Source organism: Trichothermofontia sp. (assembly GCF_053493415.1).
Window position 1 is genome coordinate 1 of the sequence record NZ_JBRCAD010000022.1, and the last position, 19,647, is coordinate 19,647.

The 19,647-nt window shown below is 54.6% G+C and carries 21 protein-coding genes and 1 pseudogene; 10 read left to right on the forward strand and 12 right to left on the reverse strand.

Features of this window, described 5'->3' with window-relative positions; all coding sequences use genetic code 11:
- From ACWIUF_RS02215 to ACWIUF_RS02225, 3 genes are all read right to left on the reverse strand, one after another.
- The coding region (locus ACWIUF_RS02215) for a c-type heme family protein (protein ID WP_448570544.1) at nucleotides 1-314 on the reverse strand (314 nt) is incomplete at its 3' end.
- A 21-nt stretch (nucleotides 315-335) separates the two neighbouring features.
- A complete protein-coding gene (locus ACWIUF_RS02220; RefSeq protein WP_448570545.1) occupies nucleotides 336-1,646 on the reverse strand; it encodes an NAD(P)/FAD-dependent oxidoreductase in 1,311 nt (436 codons plus the stop codon).
- A 183-nt stretch (nucleotides 1,647-1,829) separates the two neighbouring features.
- Complete coding sequence (locus ACWIUF_RS02225; RefSeq protein WP_448570546.1) at nucleotides 1,830-1,976, reverse strand: hypothetical protein; 147 nt, start codon at nucleotides 1,974-1,976, stop codon at nucleotides 1,830-1,832.
- 239 nt (nucleotides 1,977-2,215) lie between these two features.
- Between ACWIUF_RS02225 and ACWIUF_RS02230 the strand changes: the two genes are divergently transcribed.
- The 6 genes and pseudogenes from ACWIUF_RS02230 to ACWIUF_RS02255 all read left to right on the forward strand — a co-directional run bounded on the left by ACWIUF_RS02230 (nucleotide 2,216) and on the right by ACWIUF_RS02255 (nucleotide 4,389).
- Entirely contained in the window at nucleotides 2,216-2,428 is a 213-nt protein-coding gene (locus ACWIUF_RS02230; protein WP_448570547.1) for a YgaP family membrane protein, read from the forward strand.
- A gap of 131 nt (nucleotides 2,429-2,559) precedes the next feature.
- Entirely contained in the window at nucleotides 2,560-2,994 is a 435-nt protein-coding gene (locus tag ACWIUF_RS02235; RefSeq protein WP_448570548.1) for a DUF302 domain-containing protein, read from the forward strand.
- 18 nt (nucleotides 2,995-3,012) lie between these two features.
- Nucleotides 3,013-3,198: a hypothetical protein gene (locus tag ACWIUF_RS02240; RefSeq protein WP_448570549.1), complete on the forward strand. Its 186-nt coding sequence runs from the start codon at nucleotides 3,013-3,015 to the stop codon at nucleotides 3,196-3,198.
- A 76-nt stretch (nucleotides 3,199-3,274) separates the two neighbouring features.
- Nucleotides 3,275-3,799, forward strand: coding sequence for a DUF3122 domain-containing protein (locus ACWIUF_RS02245; protein WP_448570550.1), 525 nt, complete (start codon nucleotides 3,275-3,277; stop codon nucleotides 3,797-3,799).
- A 105-nt stretch (nucleotides 3,800-3,904) separates the two neighbouring features.
- Nucleotides 3,905-4,039, forward strand: a pseudogene (locus tag ACWIUF_RS02250) (hypothetical protein); the annotation flags it as partial.
- Nucleotides 4,036-4,389: a sigma 54-interacting transcriptional regulator gene (locus tag ACWIUF_RS02255; protein ID WP_448570551.1), complete on the forward strand. Its 354-nt coding sequence runs from the start codon at nucleotides 4,036-4,038 to the stop codon at nucleotides 4,387-4,389. The pseudogene ACWIUF_RS02250 and the gene ACWIUF_RS02255, both read left to right, overlap by 4 nt.
- Before the next feature lie 17 nt (nucleotides 4,390-4,406).
- Here ACWIUF_RS02255 and feoB read toward each other — a convergent pair whose 3' ends face one another.
- The 4 genes from feoB to ygfZ form a co-directional block, all read right to left on the reverse strand.
- Nucleotides 4,407-6,200 (reverse strand): ferrous iron transport protein B, encoded by a 1,794-nt coding sequence (gene feoB / locus ACWIUF_RS02260; RefSeq protein ID WP_448570552.1) that lies wholly within the window; start codon nucleotides 6,198-6,200, stop codon nucleotides 4,407-4,409.
- 2 nt (nucleotides 6,201-6,202) lie between these two features.
- Nucleotides 6,203-6,490 carry a FeoA family protein gene (locus tag ACWIUF_RS02265; RefSeq protein WP_448570553.1) on the reverse strand — a complete coding sequence of 96 codons (288 nt, stop codon included), beginning with the start codon at nucleotides 6,488-6,490 and terminating at the stop codon, nucleotides 6,203-6,205.
- 177 nt (nucleotides 6,491-6,667) lie between these two features.
- On the reverse strand, nucleotides 6,668-8,047 hold the full coding sequence (trmFO, locus tag ACWIUF_RS02270; protein ID WP_448570554.1) for an FADH(2)-oxidizing methylenetetrahydrofolate--tRNA-(uracil(54)-C(5))-methyltransferase TrmFO: 1,380 nt from the start codon (nucleotides 8,045-8,047) through the stop codon (nucleotides 6,668-6,670).
- 69 nt (nucleotides 8,048-8,116) lie between these two features.
- Nucleotides 8,117-9,220: a CAF17-like 4Fe-4S cluster assembly/insertion protein YgfZ gene (gene ygfZ / locus ACWIUF_RS02275; RefSeq protein WP_448570564.1), complete on the reverse strand. Its 1,104-nt coding sequence runs from the start codon at nucleotides 9,218-9,220 to the stop codon at nucleotides 8,117-8,119.
- A gap of 266 nt (nucleotides 9,221-9,486) precedes the next feature.
- Between ygfZ and ACWIUF_RS02280 the strand changes: the two genes are divergently transcribed.
- Both ACWIUF_RS02280 and ACWIUF_RS02285 read left to right on the forward strand, forming a co-directional pair.
- On the forward strand, nucleotides 9,487-10,491 hold the full coding sequence (locus tag ACWIUF_RS02280; protein WP_448570555.1) for a hypothetical protein: 1,005 nt from the start codon (nucleotides 9,487-9,489) through the stop codon (nucleotides 10,489-10,491).
- On the forward strand, nucleotides 10,488-11,894 hold the full coding sequence (locus ACWIUF_RS02285; RefSeq protein ID WP_448570556.1) for an MBOAT family O-acyltransferase: 1,407 nt from the start codon (nucleotides 10,488-10,490) through the stop codon (nucleotides 11,892-11,894). Before ACWIUF_RS02280 ends, ACWIUF_RS02285 begins: the two co-directional genes overlap by 4 nt.
- A 538-nt stretch (nucleotides 11,895-12,432) precedes the next feature.
- Here ACWIUF_RS02285 and ACWIUF_RS02290 read toward each other — a convergent pair.
- From ACWIUF_RS02290 to ACWIUF_RS02300, 3 genes are all read right to left on the reverse strand, one after another.
- Entirely contained in the window at nucleotides 12,433-13,584 is a 1,152-nt protein-coding gene (locus tag ACWIUF_RS02290) for a metallophosphoesterase family protein (RefSeq protein ID WP_448570557.1), read from the reverse strand.
- The gene (locus ACWIUF_RS02295; RefSeq protein WP_448570558.1) at nucleotides 13,584-15,278 is read right to left on the reverse strand and encodes a GH3 auxin-responsive promoter family protein; all 1,695 of its coding nucleotides are present in this window, start codon (nucleotides 15,276-15,278) and stop codon (nucleotides 13,584-13,586) included. The genes ACWIUF_RS02290 and ACWIUF_RS02295 overlap by 1 nt, the downstream gene beginning before the upstream one ends.
- Nucleotides 15,279-15,353: 75 nt before the next feature.
- Nucleotides 15,354-16,568: an RNA-guided endonuclease InsQ/TnpB family protein gene (locus tag ACWIUF_RS02300; RefSeq protein WP_448570559.1), complete on the reverse strand. Its 1,215-nt coding sequence runs from the start codon at nucleotides 16,566-16,568 to the stop codon at nucleotides 15,354-15,356.
- Nucleotides 16,569-16,603: 35 nt separating this feature from the next.
- Between ACWIUF_RS02300 and ACWIUF_RS02305 the strand changes: the two genes are divergently transcribed.
- Entirely contained in the window at nucleotides 16,604-16,759 is a 156-nt protein-coding gene (locus ACWIUF_RS02305; RefSeq protein ID WP_448570560.1) for a ribbon-helix-helix protein, CopG family, read from the forward strand.
- Nucleotides 16,760-16,806: 47 nt separating this feature from the next.
- Here the strand turns inward: ACWIUF_RS02305 and ACWIUF_RS02310 are convergent, their stop codons facing one another.
- Entirely contained in the window at nucleotides 16,807-17,589 is a 783-nt protein-coding gene (locus ACWIUF_RS02310; protein ID WP_448570561.1) for a hypothetical protein, read from the reverse strand.
- Nucleotides 17,590-17,687: 98 nt separating this feature from the next.
- A complete protein-coding gene (locus ACWIUF_RS02315) occupies nucleotides 17,688-18,689 on the reverse strand; it encodes an FkbM family methyltransferase (protein WP_448570562.1) in 1,002 nt (333 codons plus the stop codon).
- 303 nt (nucleotides 18,690-18,992) lie between these two features.
- Here ACWIUF_RS02315 and ACWIUF_RS02320 point away from each other — a divergent pair.
- Nucleotides 18,993-19,647, forward strand: a 655-nt coding sequence (locus tag ACWIUF_RS02320) for a peptidoglycan-binding domain-containing protein (protein ID WP_448570563.1), incomplete at its 3' end; no start/stop codon positions are given.

Here is a 19,647-nt window from a genome sequence, read left to right on the forward strand (position 1 = left end):
GTGTCGGGGGCGTGGGCGGGGTTGCGGTATTTGGTGGCTATTTGTTTGACCTGCCAGCCGTTTTCTTGGCTGAGTGCCATCGCCCGCATGCCCACGGGGCGGCAGACTTCTTTCATGGTTTCCATCGTGGGCGCTTCGGTCTGACCTTCCAGGGATGAAGCCAGGCCGGAGCGGAGCATATCAAGCTGTTCCACTTCCTGCACGGCCCTGGCCAGTGCGGCGGGGTTGACCGCGGCTTGGGCAGTGGCGGGCTGAAGGAGCAGGAGCGCGATCGCGATTCCCACTCCCGTAAGCCATCGATAGATTGGCAGCATGGGTCGTCTCCTAAATTGGGCTTAAACAGACACACTGGCTGGGCTTTCTGGGGACAAGCCGCCGATGGGCTTGACCAAATCGACCCCAAAGATCGCTCGCAACCCCAGCCGTTCGTACCAGGGCACCGCGGCCCCCAGGCGCATTTTGGTCATAAAGTATTGTTCAAACAGGGCCTTGCCCCAGATCACCCATTTCCCCTGCACGGCATAGGAGTAGCGGCGTTTACCCGTAATCGGGTCGGGCAGGACTGGTGCGGCCACGTAGAGAATGCCAGTATCGCCAAATTCGGCAAAGCAGATGGCCTCCAGGGTGGGGGTTTGCAGCGGCTTTTGGATGGCTCCCAACTGTACGGCGATATTGTGGGAAACGGCCATGCCCATCGCCTCGGTCATTTGTCCACTTTTGGGTAGGCCAATGGGCACGGGGAACTGCTCAGGCTGAGTGAGGTTGACCGTAACGCCTAGGGCGTAGACCGACGGGAAATCGGGGTGCTGGTAGGTGGGCAGCACGGGAATAAATCCCTTTTCGTTGCCTAACCCAGGAGCCTTTTGAAGGAACGACGCGCCCCGAAAGGCGGGGAGAATCATGGCGTACTGCTGGGGAATGGTGCGGCCATCGTTAAGGGTGAGGCTGTCTGGGGCGATGGCGGTAATGGCTGCATGGGTAATCACCTCAATGCCACGCTTGCGCAGCAGGGCTTCGGTCAGTTTCTGGGCGTTTTTAACCTGGCTGACCCCCAGGTGCCCGGCGTAGGGTTCGGGGGTAACCAGGGTGAGCGTGGCGCGATCGCGCAATCCTTTTTGGCGCAAAATCTGCTCCGCCATCAGGATAAATTCGTAGGCTGGCCCAAAGCAGCCTGCCCCAGGGGCCGCTCCCACCACTAATGCACCAGGATTCTTCAAAAATTTGAGCCACGCCGTTCGAGCCTCCTGGGCGTGACTGGGGGAACAGATGGAATGGGTGTAGCCCCCGTGGGGGCCAAGGCCAGGAATGGCGTCGAAGGCAAAGCTAGGGCCAGTGGCGATCGCCACATAGTCGTAGTCTAGGGCTTGACCATCCTCTAGGGTGATACGTTGCGCCCGTGGGTCTAGCCCGGTCACTTTGCGGGTAATCAGCTCTACCCCGTGCCGCTGCGCCAGGGGGGCCAGGTCGAGCTGAAAATGGTCGAGGGGGTCTACATCCAGCCCCACCCGCACCAGACCTGGAATAAAGGTGAATTTGGACTGATCAGAGATCAGTGTCACCCGGTGCTGAGAGGGCAGCAAGTGGCGCAATTCGTAGGCGGTGGGTAGACCGCCCAATCCGGCACCAATCACAACAACGTGAGCCATGAAAGAACCTCAATGCGATATTCAACGGAGTGACCAGGAAACATCTCTAATGGCTAAATATTATTAGATAACCATCTAGTTATATTTGTTGCGAGGAAATTACAGGGTATCACCACTGACCCTAGGTCTGGGGAGGGATCAACCTCTGGGGCGAGGGATTGCGCGTTGACGAGATGGCGTTACTCAGTCAGCAGGCTGCGCAGCATCCCGGCATTTTTTTTCGTACACCTGTGTGCGTTGGGTAAGCAGGGCGGCGGTCGGTTCATCATGGGCTTGATCCACGGGAAAGCGCGATCGCACCGTGCGCACCCCTGCTCCCTGCCCCTCCACCAGCTTGTTGATGCTGCGGTAGGTCCACCCCTGGACAATCCTCCTTGACAGACATACCTTGCGCCTCGGCCTGGATCTACCTGCCCTGCCCAAGCGATTGGTTTGTAATTTTATTTTACCATTTTATAACTAATTAGTTATACTGTTAAGAGAGGTTACAATCCTGCCGTCGCAATTTCCCCCTGGGTTGCTTGCTGTACCGGGGAGTCGCAATCTATTCATGCTTGGAGATTATGGCTATGAAAACGAATGTTGGTACCGTCGATCGCGCTGTTCGCCTGGTTTTGGCGGTGGTGCTGCTGTACCTGGGGCTGGTGCTGTACAGCGGTTCTGCCCTAGGCATTGGCCTGGTTGGGGCGGGGGCGGTGCTGCTGGTCACTGGCCTGGTGGGCTTCTGCGGGATCTATAGCCTGCTGGGGCTGCATACCAACAAGACTCCGAAAGTGCAGTAGAGGTCTCCACCGGAAGATTTCTACTGTGCCAATCCCGTCGTGATTTGGCATCTGTAGGGTGGGCACTGCCCACCCTGGAAAGCTCGTTGGCCAGAGGCCATCTCAATCATTCACTACGTTAGAAAATCACCATGACTTACCATTTCAGCAAAGTTGTTGACGCCACCTTCGAGGCGGCGATCGCCCAGGTAACCGCCTCCCTCCAGCAGGAGGGCTTTGGTGTTTTGACCGAAATTGACGCCCAGGTCGCCTTTAAGAAAAAGCTCAATGCCGGGTTTCGCCCCTACAAAATTTTGGGAGCCTGCCACCCGCAAATTGCCTACGAAATGCTACACCTCGATGACAAGGCGGGGGTGCTGTACCCCTGCAACGTGGTTGTGCAGGAGCACAGCGATGGTCGGGTCGAAGTTTCCGCCATCGACCCGCTGAGCATGTTTGTGCCGGTCGATAGTCCCCAGGCCAGGGAAATTGCGATCACCGCCCGCGAAAAAATGCGGCGAGTCATCGATCGCCTCTCCGCCGCCCCCACCCCCGCCGCTGCTATGCCCCACGAGTACGCGATCTAAGATCCGATGCTATTGCCTATGGATACCCATCTGCCGATGGCAGCGTCCTTCCTGTCTCGGCAGCAACCGCTCAACTTTTTGACCGGGGCTAGCGTTGCTGCCACCACAGGTTCAGCGCTCTACGTGGCAGGTAAATCCCTGACGCTCCTAGGAGCAGCCACGGGGGCAGGCGGAGCGATTCTGGCTAAGGATGCTCGGTGGTAGAGGCGCAATTGATGTTAGCCACTTGCATGACATTGTCGCCAGTTCTTAAATTTAAGGCCCATCCATGAGGTTTTGTATGAGAAAAGTATTTTCCTGGCGGTTATGGTTGGGTGCTTTAATTTTGGGGGTCTGGCTCGGATTAGGGCTATGCAACCCTCCCAACGCTGCCGCCGCCATTCGCCAACTGGAGGAAGCGCCAGGGCAGGTGGTTTATCAGTCGCGGCAAACGCTGAAGGATCAGCATGGTCGTAGTTGGCAGGCGATCGCCTTCAAACGCATTCGCCCCGATGGCCGTACCAGCTTTGCCCTGCGCCTAGTGGGCTTTCCCGGTGTAGCCGCCATTGACCGCAGCCAACCCCTCACCCTGACCAATTCCCTGGGCCAGACCCTGACAGCAGCGGATGACTCCGGCCAGATCTTCACCGACGAGACGGCTCCAGAACCCAACGTCGGGCAGTACGATTTGCAGCCCTTGTTACCCCAACTCCAGGCCGAAATTCCGCTGCGGTTGACCCTGCCAACGGTGGAGGGAGAGGTCATTACCTTGAACATTCCGGCTGGGCTGATTCCAGAATGGCAAACGGTGGCCAGTCAGGACTAGGGGGATGGGGCGGCCCCCGATGGCAACCCAACGTTACAGAACTTGGCTTTGGACTTGCATCCCTTGCGCACAGCAGCCCACACCCTGATCTAGCAGGAAGGCCATCCCGCCACGGGGCTTTATCTCCTCAAATGGGGAGCCGTAGAGATGTATCGGCCTTCCCCCATTGGCAAGTCGCTGATTCGCCAGCGTAGTGCCGGGGATTTGTTTGGCTATGTGGAAAAGTCATCCTGGGGATGAGCAAGTTCAGCCAAAAGCTGCGGGCCTTTGTGGAGCGGGCCGCCGCCACGACCCAGCCTGTGATCTTGCCAGCTCCTCCTGGTAGCGGCAAAACCTTTGTGGCAGGGCTGATCCATGCTTGCTCTGGTCTGGCAGAGCACCCTTTTGTAGAACTGGATTGTGCCCAACAACTTGCCCAGATGGAAGGTATTTTGAGCGGTATTGCCAGCGGGGCGGCGGTCTACGCTGGGCTGCACCTGGGGCAGCGCGATCGCGACCGCAACCAGCGCATCGTGATCAGCCAACCCAGTGGAGGAGAGCGCTACCTCAGCACGGCGATGTGGCCTGGGGGGGAGACTGACGTTGGCTGAACCTGTGTTCGGATGTTCTAAAACCCCAAGGCTCTTGCGCCTTGATAAAAGACTAAACTGCTAAACCAGGCCAGTCCCAAGGACCAAGCCACCGCCAGCAGGGCAAAGCGGGTGCTTTTCGCCTCGCTCTTGAGCACAGCCACGGTGGATAGACAGGGCACATAGAGCAGGGTAAACAGCATAAAGCTATAGGCTTGTACCCAGTCGATGTGTTGGGCTAAGGTGCCACCTAGGTTGGCCTCGGTGGCGGTGCCGTAGATGACGGCTAGGCCCCCTAGCACCACTTCCTTAGCTACAAAGCCAAAGAGAAGGGCAATCGTCAGTTGAGCATCAATGCCCAGGGGGGCAAGCAGGGGCTGAAACACCTGACCAATCATACCCGCTAGGGTTTGATCGCTGGCGGGGGGAGCTGTGGTGGGCAGATGAGTCAGCAGCCATACGCCCACCACCCCGGCAATAATGAAGCGGTTTGACCAGCGCAGGAAATGCTTCACCTCGCACCAGGCCCGTACCAGCATTTGGCTCAGAGTGGGAAAGCGGTAGGGGGGCAGCTCCAGCACCAGGGGGTCTTGGTTGGGGAATTGCCCCTTAAACAGCGCAGCGGTGACGATAGCCGCCGCAAAGCTCAATAGATACAGGCTAAACAGCACGAGGGGAGCCGTTCGAGGCGCAAATAGGGCCGTGCTGATGAAAATAAACACATTTAACCGGGCCGAACAGAGGGAAAACGGAATCACCAGCATCGAGAGCAACCGCAGCCCTGGAGATCGCATCACCCGTGTGCCCATAATGGCTGGCACATTGCACCCAAAGCCCATCAGCGCCATCACAAAGGAACGCCCATCCAGCCCCAGACGTTCCATGAACGCATCCATCAAAAAGGCGGATCGAGCGAGATAGCCACTGTCCTCAATCACCGCCATGGCCAGGAAGAACAGCCCAATGACGGGAATAAAGGCCACCACTGTACCGATGCCATCGTATAGGCCCCCCAGCAAAAAGCCTTGAAGGAAGGGCGGCCAGACGGCTAGGGCGGGTTCTAGGGCCACGGCCTTGACTTGGTCTAACCCCGCCCCCAGCCAGCCCTGGAGCGGCGTGCCCAGGCTATACACCAGTTGGAAGAGGGCGAACATGAGGACGAAAAACAGCGGCAATCCCAAAATGGGGTGCAGCAGCACATGATCGAGGTGGGTGGTCAGCGTCTCCTGGTCGCGATCGGCCATGTGCACCGCATCGGCTAGGATTGCGTCGAGTTCGGTGGTTAAGGCCACCTCATCCATGAGTCGATCAGCAACGTTGGCAACTAGGGTGGGTTGTGCAAAGTGTTGAAGCGCTTGGGTAATGGTGATCACCGCCGCCTCATAGCCATGACCATACTTGGCGCTGAGCGGCACAACGGGCATCTGCAAGTGCACCGCCAGTTTATTCGCATCTACCGATACCCCAAACTTGGGCGCTTCATCGGCCATATTGAGCAACAGCACCGCTGGCAGTTGTAGGTGCTTGACCTGCAACGCCAAGCTCAACTGGCGATCAATCTGGGCAGTATTAAGAATAATAATCACCAAATCGACGGGAGTGGATTGCAGAAATTGCTGCACTACCGCTTCATCCTCAGAGAAGCCCCGCAGATCGTAAATGCCGGGTAAGTCAATCACTTCGGTCGATAGCCCCCCCATCGTGAGGGTTGCCATCATTAAATCCACCGTCACCCCCGCCCAGTTCCCAATGCTGGCCGTTGCCCCGGTAAACCGATTAAAAAAGGTCGATTTTCCCGTGTTGGGCATCCCTAGGACAGCAATCCGTTTCACTGTTACTCTCCAGCCCCATAGGCAGAAGCATGGCCCAGGGGAGCAATCCCAATGCGTTGGGCATCATGCCGCCGGAGCATCACCTCCGTGGTACCCACCCGTACATGAACCGGGCCTGACCACCATGATCGCCGGAGCATTTTCACCTGCCGTCCATGGCGGAAGCCCAGCGCCAGCAAGCGATGGTACAAACCTGGGGAGGCATCCATGCTAAGGATAGTGGCAGTGTGGCCCGGTTTTAGATAGGCCAGGTGTTCAGTGGGTGTAGGTGTAGGTGTAGGCATAGGCATAGAGAATCTCAGACTTCAATTGCAAGGGGTAATGGAGGGCATTCGGAGTCTGAACTCCCGTCCCCTCAGTTCTTTACCTTTCACTTTTCAGGTTTCAACACTTCTGTATTCTCACCTGATTGACGCTATCCCCCAGGGATGGAAGTATCCACTGGTCTCCTGGGGCCGGGTAGACCTTTAGATAGCACTGCCCACAAGGGGCGATCGCAACGATCGCTGCCAGGTGGTTAAGTCAGCCAGGGACCGATCGCGGTATTGGCCATAGCGTTGTCGCTTGTCACGGATGCGCTGGGGAAGATCGGGCAGAATCCCAAAATTGGGGGGCATGGGTTGGAAATGCTGGGGTGAGGCGCTGCTGATAAAGTCGAACAGGGCACCCATCATCGTCGTCTTGGGCAAAGAGACGGGTGGTAACCCTTGAGCTAAGCGGGCTGCATTCGTCCCCGCTAACCAGCCCCCTGCCGCCGCCGCTGTATACCCTTCGGTGCCGATTAACTGACCCGCTGCCAGGAGCGTGGGGCGTTGTTTGAACTGCAAACTGGGGAGCAATAATTCCGGTGCATTGATAAACGTGTTGCGGTGCATCACCCCCATGCGGACAAATTCAGCATTTTCTAAGCCTGGGATTAGGCGAAAGACCCGCTTTTGTTCGCCCCAACGCAGGTTGGTCTGAAACCCAACGAGGTTCCATAGGTGGCCCGCTCGATCTTCTTGGCGCAGTTGCACCACTGCATAGGGCCACTTACCCTTGCCCGGTGCGCCGGTGCCCGGTAGTTCAATCCCCACCGGTTTCAGGGGACCATAGCGCATGGTATCTTCGCCCCGGCGGGCCATTTCCTCGATCGGTAGGCAGCCTTCAAAAAATTTGGCTGTTTCCCGTTCAAAGTCTTTCAGTTCCGCTTGCTCTGCTGTACACAGGGCTTGCCAGAAGGTATGGTACTGCTCCCGATCGAGGGGACAGTTAAGGTAGGCGGCTTCCCCCTTTTGGTAACGGGAGGCGAGGAAGGCGATCCGGCGATCGATCGAGTCTCCCAGAATGATCGGACTCGCTGCATCAAAAAAACTCAGGTAGGCCTGGCCGGTAAATTGCTGCAAATCCTGGGCTAAATCGGGGCTGGTGAGGGGGCCTGTTGTCAATATAACAATACCCGTAGTCGGCAGCGATCGCACCTCTTCCCGGCGCAACTCAATTAAGGGATGCTGGGCTAGGGTTTCCGTCAGGGTGTGGCTGAAGAGGGCGCGATCGACAGCTAGGGCACCCCCCGCCGGGACGGCATGGTGATCGGCCATTTGGATGATGATTGAGCCGAGTTGCCGTAATTCCGTATGCAGTAGGCCCGCCGCGCGATCGCTGGCCTGGGCACCAAAGGAATTGCTACACACCAATTCGGCCAGCTCGTCTGTGTGGTGGGCCGGACTGGTCCGTTGGGGCCGCATCTCAGACAGAATGACAGGAACACCAGCTTGGGCAAGCTGCCAAGCGGCTTCAGTGCCAGCGAGGCCCCCCCCAATGACATGGACGGGGGCGGGGGAGGTTGGGAGTGGGAGCATGGACATGGGTACGGAATAACCTGAGGATGGGGAACAAGACCAAGAGCTGGGAAGTCAGGAGCAGACGGCCATACGTTAGGGAGCCTGCCGTTTACGGGTGACAAAGGGCAGATCGACGATCGTGGCCGATATCTGACCAATCTCGACCTGAAGGCCTGCTCCCCCAGCTTTGGTGCGAAGATAGGCCAACCCCAAGGTCCCAGCTTCGGTCATCACTTGGCTAGTCAGCTTGCCGACCCGTTCCCCCGCAAGCGTGATGATGGTTCCGGTCTCCACGGGCCCCCCCGACCAGCGCACTCCCCACAACTGTTGTTTGACACCCTGGTAGGTGTCAAGGCGGGTGATCGTTTCCTGGCCGATATAACACCCCTTATTAAAAGAAACGGCTGACCATAAGCCCGCTTCCAGGGGATTGTAGTCTTCTGTTAGTTCGTGATCGGGCAGGGGGCGTCCCTGTTCAATCCGCAGGCGCTCCCAGAGGTGTTCGCCAAGGGGAACCGCGCCCTCGTCAGCCAAGTGCTGCCATAGTTGCGCTGCGATCGGGCGATCGGCGATCAGGGTATAGCCCGGTGTGGCTAGGCCGCTACCCACGGCCACCCGGACTGGGCTTCCGGCAACGGTCACCCAACAATGGTGGGCGTGGGGCTGACCCACTAGGTGACTGGCTCCTAACTGGTCAATCAGGCGATCGCTGGCGGGTCCCAGTAGGCTAAAGGCTACGGTGCGATCGGTGACATCGGCCAATTTGACGCGATCGGCAAAGAAAATATAGCGATCCATCCAAGCCATTAGGGACTCACGGCGGTTAGGGGAAACCAGCAACAGGACCGCCTCGTCCAGTACATAGGCTGTGACCAGATCGATCGTGCGGGCTGTCGCCGTCACAAAAACCGTGTCGCAACCCTGGTCTGGCTTCAGGGTTTCAAAGGTATTGGTCGTTTGGTTGTGGAGATATCGCAGGCGGTCCTGATCACTGACGGTTAATCGTCCCCAATGGCTGCGATCGACGAGGGCCACCCCCGTCTGGACGGCCTCCAGAGCAGCGGCATCATTGCCAAAACTCACGGGCACAGTCAACCCATTCCCCAAATCCTGAAACGTTGCGCCCGCTGTGGTTTGGTAGGCGCGTAAGGCGTCATCATTATTAGCAAATGCCCGTTCCGTCAACTCCTTGCCCATCACCACGACAGTTACCCAAGTCTACTCGGCGTCAATTCCTTCCATTGTATCGGAACCCATGACGGCTTCGGGAACAGCAACGGTTGCGATCGGTTTATGGCACAGTAGTGAAATTCCACCCATATCGGTGCTAGTCTTCCCTGGCTGAGCAGTTTAGTTTTTCAAGGGTGATGCTGTTGCGACTCTCTACTAAACAACGAAAATCCTCAATAGGTCGGTATCTTTTCTATCCCGTACTGGGTGCGATCGTGTTTTTAAGTACCTCAATGGTCATACGGGAAATTACCCAGCCTGCTATTCCCCATGACATTGAGGAAGTCAGTGAAAAGCTAGCCTATTTTAGTCACCATAAAGATACCTATGATGTAATTTTTATTGGCTCTAGTCGTACCCATCGTCAAATTATGCCCGTTGTATTTGATCAGGTCTTGAAAAGTCAGGGCTATCGGGTGCGATCGTTTAATCTAGGTATTGGAGGTAGTTACTTGCCAGAGACTTATTTTTATATTCGTCAAGTCTTAGCAATGCGACCCAAAAAACTGAAATGGATTTTCGTTGAATATACAGACAAACTAGACGCACGGGAAGAGAACGTGCGAGCAACGCGAGAAGTTCACTGGCATACCCTCGGCGAAACCTGGCATATTAGTCAGGTCATCTTTAGATCTAATCATGATTGGTGGGATAAGCTAGTGATGACCTTTGATCATCTTCATTCCTATGTGTATGGTCTCATTCGCAATGGCAAAGGAGCAGCCTTCATCCAAAATCATCTCATTGGTTATCATAACGATGATCGCGAGCATAAAATTTCTTTACTAGGCAGACATAAGGATGGTTATATTTCCTATGACGAAGATCCCGATCGCTATGTTAAGATGCGTCGAAAAAAGTTCCTCAGAAAACTAAATCAGTATCATCAGGATGTACAAAAACTGATTACTAGGCGTCAACAAAGCGAATCCTATCAGCCCTTTAAGCCAGAGTTCTTAGGCTCAATGGTGGCGCGTATACAAAATCACGGAATCGAACCCATCTTTATTGTACCACCTTCTTTACATACCTATAAAGATCTGATTCAGAGTCACCGTCAACATTACGTTCCGACCCTTTTTATCTTTAACGATCCCCAACTTTTTCCACATTTATATGCTGTGGAAAATCGCTTTGATGATGAGCACTTAAATCAGCGAGGTTCAGAAGCTTTTACACATCTCTTAGCCCAAGCATTTATTCAATATCTCGCCGACTCTAAAATGGAATCACCATGATCTTTATCGAATTTCGTTTTCTCATATTTTTTCTAATTGTTTTCTGCGTTTATTGGATACTTCAGCATAACTTTTATCGTAAACTTTGGCTACTCGGTTGTAGTTATATCTTCTATGGAGCCTGGGATTGGCGTTTTTTATTCCTGATTTTTCTCTCAACTGCGATCGACTATGGTGTGGGTTGGCAACTGTCCCAAACTGAACAATTACAATATCGCAAAAGCTGGCTTCTTTTGAGTCTGATTGCGAATCTCGGCTTGCTCGGTTTTTTCAAGTATTATAATTTCTTTGCTGAATCAGCGATAACTTTTTTCGATTTTTTAGGTATCCCTATAAATATTAATACTTTTAAGATTATTTTGCCGATTGGGATTAGTTTTTATACTTTTCAAAGCCTGAGCTATTCGATCGATATCTATCGCAAACATCTAGCTGTTACTAAAAATGTTGTAGACTTTGCTCTGTATGTCAGTTTTTTCCCACAACTGGTTGCGGGTCCGATCGTGCGGGCTTCTGATTTTTTGCCGCAACTTCGTACTATCAAGCAATTTGATCAGGTAAATGTACGAAATTGTCTCGTTCTTTTTTTGATTGGTTTCTTCAAAAAAGCTTGTGTTTCGGATAATCTAGCTCCTTTTATCGATACCTATTTTGAACAGCCAGAAGCCTATACAGCCTTAAGTAGTTGGTTCGCTGTCCTGGCCTATGCTGTCCAGATCTACTGCGATTTTTCCGGTTATACTGATATGGCGATCGCCAGCGCTGAGCTACTGGGTTACCAATTATGTTTGAACTTTGCTGCTCCCTATTTTGCAACGAATATTACAGACTTCTGGCGACGTTGGCATATCAGTCTTTCCACCTGGCTACGGGATTATCTTTATATTCCCTTGGGGGGAAGTTTAGCGGGGAAATTTCAGACCTATCGTAACCTCATGATTACCATGTTATTAGGTGGACTGTGGCATGGGGCAGCCTGGAATTTTGTTCTGTGGGGGGGACTTCACGGTGGTGCATTAGTAGTTCACCGGCAATGGTCTTGCTGGGTTAAGGATGAAGTCAAAACCCAGAAGCGATATGCAATCTTGGGTTTACTTTTAACATTTTATTGGGTGTGTTTAACCTGGATTGTCTTCCGGACTGATAGTCTGCCTAAAGCCCTCACCATTCTGCATGCTTTTGTCTTGGGGCAGGCGGCGGGTTTCCAACAAATCCCTATGACAGCGTTCCTCTTGCTAGGGGGATTAGCGATCGCCCATTGGGGGCATTATCGGGGTTGGGGGCGCGGCTGGTGGCAGCAGCTCTCGCCCTGGCAATTTGCCCTGAGCTATGGTCTCAGTTTTGCCCTATTAATGCCCTTCATTCCCCCAGACTATAAACCGTTTATTTACTTCCAGTTTTAGTCCTGGTTTTAGGACACCTCGAACGCTCCCAACCATTGCTGCAAATCCCCAATAGCTGCGCTGGTATTGCGCTCATAAGCCACCTAGCGAGGGTAACCTCAATTGCCAGTATCCGACCGGCAGTGGGGCATTGCGCCAGTCAAGCCGTTCCTTGCCTGAAATAACTTCCCGGTATTGATAGCCTCCTCGGCGTAAACGCACGAGGATTCCTCACCACGCCTCAACCTAAAATAGGCATTGGTCGCTGAATGGGGTTGACGCTTCATCGGGTCATGCCACCCAGGTGGTCTTACCATCCCTCCACGTCCGTTTAAAGTCTCCGAATGCCCTCCGGCGACTCACCAAGCACAATCGATTGAATTTTGCTTTTTGCCTTCAAGGTTGAACTTTAGACCATTGCCTCTCTAGCGTTCTCTGCGCCTACTCGCACCGTAGCTGTTTCAACGTGTCTTGAGTCCAGAGGGAGAAGGGCTTTAACCCTAAAAGGATTCAAGCCCCGTCCTTCTAGGACGGGGCTTGAATCCCATTATTGTTTGGGTCAAGTGCCGGTCAACCCCACATCCCGGCGCAGGACCCAGCCATTGGGACCCTCAATTCGCCGGGGCAGTTGGGTTTGGGCAATCACTTGCAGGGTTTTCATATCGTAGGTCGTGTAGTCGGTGCTGGCGGTGGCTAGGTGAACATCCACCACCGTCAAGGTTTTGCGCGGGGGTAGGTTGCTATTCAACAAGGAGCGGGGGCCGCTGCCTAGGGCACCGGCATGGAGCAAGTCAAGTTTGCCACGATGCCCCGGAAAGTAGGCATGGTGATGGCCGCTAATGTAGGTATGGACGTGATAGCGCTCTAGGAGCGATCGCAGCTGATCGGCCTGATTTAAGAACTCCCCGGGGCGATCGCGCCCAACCGCAACGGCATACAGGGGCAGGTGCCCCATGACGATTCGCAGTCGGGCCGCTTGGGCAGCGGGGCTGCCTAAACTTTGGGCGACCCAGGCCAGTTGCGATGCTGGGATTTGGGCGGTAGAGGCATCCCACACCAGGTAAAAGATTTGCTGCTGTTGGAAGGTGTAATAAAACGGGAAGTGGGTGCGATCGACAAAGGTCAACCCCGGATCATGGCCTGGGGAACGCCAATAGGCCGCTGCCAGTTGCCGTTCCTGGTTAAAAAGGTATTGCCCGCTAGGGTTCAGGGCACCGGACGCATCGTGGTTGCCGATCGTGAAACCGAAGGGAATCCCCGCCCGTCGCAGGGGGGCCGCCACCTGGCGATCGAAGGCCGCCCACATGGCCTGAATTTGAGCCACCGTGAGCGTACTTTTCTGGCCCGCCACCATATCCCCCCCACAGAGGACCAGATCCGGTTGCCAACCGGGAATAAGTTGCAGGGCGCGATCGACCTCTGGCTCATAGTCCACGGAACCATATTGGCTATTGAGGTCACTGATGACCACCAGCCGCACATCCCCCCGTTGGGGGGCCACGAGGCCAGGGGGCGCGATCGCCAGCTTAGGAGGCTGAAGGCCGGCAGTCGGCGGGGCAGTGGGGACTGGGGTATCCGATCGCGCGCCTTTGTCCCAGGCACACAGGGCGGGGCGGGCGATCGCCGCTAACCCCCCTCCCAAGAAGAGTCCCCCTAGATATAAAAATTGCCGCCGTTGCCAAGCCATGCCCCGATCCTGTTGACGATTCACTAGCTTTTAGCAGCATACTCCTCCGCCAACCGCACCTCCTGGAGGACCTCCAACGCCGCTAAAAATTGCCGATCCTCGCTCAGGTGGGGGAACTTAAACTGGGAGGCACCGACCCCCCGTTCCAATAAGCGCTGTTGGAGGTGGGCAAAACTACCTGGAGCCAGAATCCGCAATCGGGGCGCAGGCACCTGATCGACGCGTTTGACTTGATAGAGGACACTGACTTCCTTGAGCGTGCGATCGAAGGCTAACAAAAATTGCTCTGGATCGGCCAGGGTGGAGCCAGGAGCCAGTTCAATATTGACCAGATAATGGGCAGGAATGCGATCGTCGGACAGGGTAATACAGAAGTTTTCCAGGGTAATTTGGAAAGTTTTCTGGAGGGATTGCATCACCTGAATCACGTGGTACTCATTGGTCTTTTCCGTACTCGATGACAATACGCCCCCCTGCCGATGACGAAAGATAATCAGCGGCGTCGTGCCCATAAAGCCATCAACTTCCACCACATCGCCCACATCATAGCGGTAGAAGCCACTGTAATTCGTAAACACAATCCGATAGCGTTCCCCCGGCTTGACCTCCCAAGGTAGCAGGGTTGCAGGCTGTTCCAAGTGCCACTGATCTTCGGGAATAAACTCATAAAATCCACTCGCGATCGCCAGGGCCACACTGTCGGTATTAAACGCCCGATGCATCCCGAAAATCGTCTCGGCGCAAGAATAAATGCCACCAAAGACAGGCGTTTCCGCAAACAGGGCAGGAAACCGCTCGAAATAGAAATCAGAACTCCCCCCCCTAGCCGTGATGATAAACGATAAGTCGGGCCATGCCTGGGCCGGGGTGAGGTTGCCCGTTGTGTGCAGGTGTGATCGCAGAGCAGCCGCCCGCTCGGGCGCAGCCGACCATTGCCGTTCTAGTTGCTGCCGAATGGGGGGATCGATCGCTAGCCACGGGGCGATCGTGCCCTTGGCAAGGTCTTCAATCAGCGGCTCAGCGTATTGGGCCAGGAAATTCGCCAGTTGGATGGCCAAAACCGGGAAGGTGGCGGCCATCACCCGCAGGTTAGTCTGGCGCAGGGCAAAGAGTAAACAAGCATAGGTCCGGGCGGTGGTATCGGTAATCTGGAAGACCGCATAGGGATAGGCAACCGCCTGCCGGTAGAGGGACCCTAATAACTGGACATCGCTGTTGCTAATGAAGTTGTAGCTAATCCCCCCGGCGGTCTTGCCCTGGCTACGGGCGGAACTGACAAAGAGCATTTTCCCCAAGGGGACACCGCGCTCTCTGGCCGCCTCACAGGCAAACCCAGCGGCCACCAGATAGGCCCAGGTTAGGGTTTGGCGCGATCGCCGGGTGACAGGGATCAACTTACGATTTCCCGTTGACCCACTGGAGAGGTTCATGTGAATCACGGGATCAGCCACGAGGAGATTGGGTTCCCCACTAGCAATACGCTCGGTGTAGGCCGCAAAGCCACTGTAGGGTTGGATGGGTACCCGCTGCCGGAAGTCGTCGATCGTGCGAATGTCCCCCAACTGGTAGCGTTGGCCAAACTCCGTGTGTTGATGAGCCTTCAGGAGCGATCGTAAAAATTGGGTTTGGACGATCTCAGTTTGTCGGGTTTTGCGTAGGAAATCGGCTTTAACGGCAAGGGCAACAGTTGATAGTAGCGAAAAAAATAAATTACTCATACACACACACCAATCCGACAGCTAGCTTGACATAGTTGACATCCTCCCCGCCGTGAACGGGCGGGGATTTCCTATCTAGAAATTCAGACAGAGCTGTCTTCCTAATAGATGGGTTGACGCTTCACAGGTTGCCACCAAGCTCGGCTGGGATTTACGCCTTCCTCCACGTCCGTTTTGCGCCTCTGAGTGTCCCCCAGCGGCTTGAATGTTTATGGCAGCATTGATATCCCTATCGTGAGTTGCGCCGCAAAACAGGCACTGCCACTCTCTGACCGACAAGTCTAGCTGGCCACCCTTCTCACCACAACAAGAGCATATTTGACTGGTTGGCTGCCAGCGGTTAATGATATGAACTTCACGCCCATACATACCACCTTTGGCTTCCAGCATCGTCCGCAACGCTCGCCACCCTAGATCGCTAATCACCCTAGCGAGTTTGCGATTTTTTACCATCCCCAAAACATTTAAGTCTTCTAGGCTAATGGCTTGGTTCTCGCGAATTAACCGAGTTGACAACTTGTGCAGGAAATTGGACCGAATATCGGCAAGACGAGCATAAAGCCGGGCTAATTTCAGCCGTGCCAATTCTCGACGATGAGAACCTTTTACTTTGCGGCTTCGACTTTGCTGCAATCGCTTTAACTTTTTAAGTGCAGCTTTTAACGGTTTAGGGGCATCAATTTTTTCACCGGTACTGAGCGTTGCAAAAGTCTTGATTCCCAAGTCTACCCCGACCACATTAGTCGTAGTAGGCAATGCTTCTATGTTCACCTCGCAGACAAAACTAATGAAATATCGACCAGCCGCATCTTTAATCACCGTTGCCGATGATGGACTTGACGGCAACGGTCTAGACCCAATTGTTTTAATCTTGCCAATCTTAGCCAGATAAACTTTTTTGCCCTTGATGCTGAAACCACCTACGGTGAATCGTGCAGACTGAGCAGCACGACGCTTTTTGAACCGAGGGGGATTGACTTTGGCTCCTTGGCGCTTGCCCTTCAGCGAGTTCCAGAAATTACGGAACGCCACATCCAGATCGCGAATGGACTGCGGCAAGGGAATGCTTGAGACTTCCCTCAACCAAGCTCTTGACTCAGATTGTTTGGCTTGCGTGATAAACCGCTTCATCAGTTCACTCGCACCGCAATACTTCACCCCCTCGTTCCAAGCTTGCTGGCAAAACGCTAGCGCATCATTCCCAACGACACGGACGCAGCCAAAGAGCCGCGATAGCGATTGGGCCTGCTGAGAGTTTGGATAGATTCGGTAACGGTAGCGTAGTTTCATGCTACTACTGTATATCATATCGATAGACAGGCGCAATGAAAAAAAGTGTATTTTTCCGGCTTAGTGATAAAGAACTTGCATTACTTGAAGCTTATTGCTTGGCAGTAGGCAGAACCAAATCAGACGTATTGAGAGAGTTGATTCGCAAGTTAAAACTCCCTAAAAAGCCGTCCGAGAAGGACGGGGCTTGAATCCCATTATTTTTTGGTCAATGGCTTGCCAATCGCTAGGTCAATCGCTAGGGATTAATGGTATCGCGCAGGAGAATCACATTGCGGCTGTCCACGAGGGACGCTAAATAGCCCTGGCCATTGAGCGATCGCAGCGTCGCCGCCGCCGCTGCCGGGTCCGTCGTGTGGATCGCCAGTAGATAGGGCCGTTGACCGTACACGACCAGCCCTACATTACGCCCCAGACTTTGCTGAAGCCGGGTGGCCACCTCTGGTCGGTTGAAATAATGAACCACAACGGCATAGCCCTCACCCAGGGCTTGGGGGTTGAAGGCGATTCCCGCCGGGAGCGCTGCGCCAATCGCGGGTGAGGGGGCCGTGCCAACGGTCGGGAAGCCAGTTGGCGGCTGGGCAACTGCTTGGGGGGGACGGGCGACAAAGGTTGCCAGCCCCGTTGAATCGTGAACGGCCTTAGCCCAGGCATTCGCCGCTTCCAGATGGGAGAAGCCGCCAACCCGCACTACCGTGTCACTTAGATAACGGCAAGAGACTGTGTTAATGCTACTGGGCAAAATGCGCCGGACCTGCGCTTGCTGGCGATCGGTGGCCGTAATAATGAGCACTAGATATTCATTTGGGGCGGGCGGTTGGCAGGCCGCTAGCGCACTGGGGGCTTGGGCCACAACCGGGAAAGACAGGCCACCCCAAGCCAGCGCCACTCCCATGCCCACTGGGATAGCGACGCGAAGCACCACGCCAACCCCCGTCAAAAACCGGGAAGCCAACCAGGAGCGGGCCGGCGCAAACGGGACGGAAGACGATTCTCGGCAGGAAACGCTACACGAACGCATAGTGGTGTTGTGATGACAGGCACGGCTAGACAATGCTGCCGGAAGTTGGCTTAACCATAACATCCGATCGGCGTTTCGGCTAACCCGTGGCGATCGGGCTAACCCGCGCCCTCCCGCAGACGAGGCTGAAGGTACTGGACGATCGCTAGGTTTTCCAACCCCTGTTCAACCAGTTCTGGGATTTGGGACAACACCTCCAGGATATTGGGCGCGAAGTTATAACGCGGATCATCGCCATATTGCAGCGTTAGGTGGGTGAGCAACTCCAGGGCGTAATCCGGAAAGTCTTCGGCATCAGCAATGCAGGCCAACTTGAGCAAATGCTCTGGGGTTTGTAGATGTCGGTTCTGTTCAACCAACGCTTCGTCCAGCAGATCACGGAGGTAAAGCGCATTGGCCCACAGGAGTTGTCCCGGACGGTTGGCTGACCATAGGGGAGCAATGCTTCGGGGTAAACGACACCAGGGATCATCCATCGTCAAATCGAACAAAACAAACCCGTTTGAGCGCAGGTATTGATCAATCTCGGCAAACAAGGGCTGACCCTGGTAGATGGGGGAAAACTCGACTTCAATATTGACACCCAGGGTACTCCGTTGCAGCACTTGCTCACCCCCCCTTAGCACATCTAGATCAGCCCCCTGCACATCAACCTTAAGGAATTCGAGATCAGAAATAGCTTGATTTTGGCAAAACTCATCCAGGGTAGTTGTTTCAATTGTAATCATGGCATCGACTTCTAAGGCATAATCAAAACCCTTAAATCGCTTAATATAGGACTGATTAGGTGGATAAAGAGAACTACAGTGAACGCCCTTGGTAATGTAAAGGGATGTTTCTCCTGTCTGGTTAGCGATCGCGAGGGGAAAGTGTTTCTCAGCCCAATTGATACGACCTTCTGCTAGGGAGTTGTTGGCACTTTCACACGCCTCTTCATCAAGATCAAAGCCATAAATAGTTAAATTAGGTGCGAAAACAGACCAAGGGCCATTGCCATAGTCATCGTCGTTATAAGTTTTACGAGAACCGATTGTGCATAGCCGCAGATGAAGAGTGTCAAGCTTACCCTGTGCTTTTAAGTTGGCGTTGAGGATGGACATTATGGCTAGACCTCGATTAAACCCAGTGGATAGTGGTTGACCCCTACGGCGAAGCACCCTGAACGCGTCATTCAACCCCTGCGGGCCAAACTACACCGGAGCAACCAGCCGTGGTGCAGACAGACCAACGGCAGCAGTCGCTCGCCGTAGGCCCCCAAGAGAGTGGCCAAACGGGTGATGGGTTAAGCGACAGGCTCAAACGAATTATTGTTAATTGCTCAGGGTGATCGTGTAAACATCTCCCATTTTCTGCTAAAACGGGGAAAGTTCGCGGATGCAGATGCGGGGCAGGGTGTGAGCGTCATGACCGATTCACTGTTACTCTACGGCGACAGTAATGAAGCGGTTCGGGAACTCCAACGCCTGTTGAATGCCCACGGTGCCACCCTAACCCTCACGGGTGAGTTTGACGATGCCACCTTTTATGCTGTTCTAGATTTTCAAACCCAGCGGGGTCTAAATCCTGATGGGCAAGTAGATGATGATACCTGGGCTGCCCTCAGGTCGCTCACCCAATCTGGCCCCCTAGCGCCAGTTGCTATCCCCTCCGATCGTGCGCCTGATCAATGGCCCGATCCTCTGCCCGATCGCCCTGTTGCCCTTCCTGAGCTAACCCCCATGACCTACTTCACCCCCGACAGCCCCAGTTGGATACAGTACCCCTATCGCACTAAAAACTTTCGTCCCTACCTCCTCCAGGGAGATGCCGATCCGGGGGGCGCTGCCGATGGTCCAATTCGCCAACTGCAAGCCTTTCTCAGTGCCCAAGGACTATACCGTGGGGAAGCCACAGGCAGTCTGGATCAGGCCACCCATGAGGCGATCGTGGCCTTCCAGCAACAATACCTGCCGGGGGAAAAAGCCGATGGAATGGTAGGAGATACCACCTGGGAAATGCTGTTCCAGGTCGCGGCTGGGCAAACCGCTACCCCCCCTGCGCCCCCGATCGCCGTCCCGC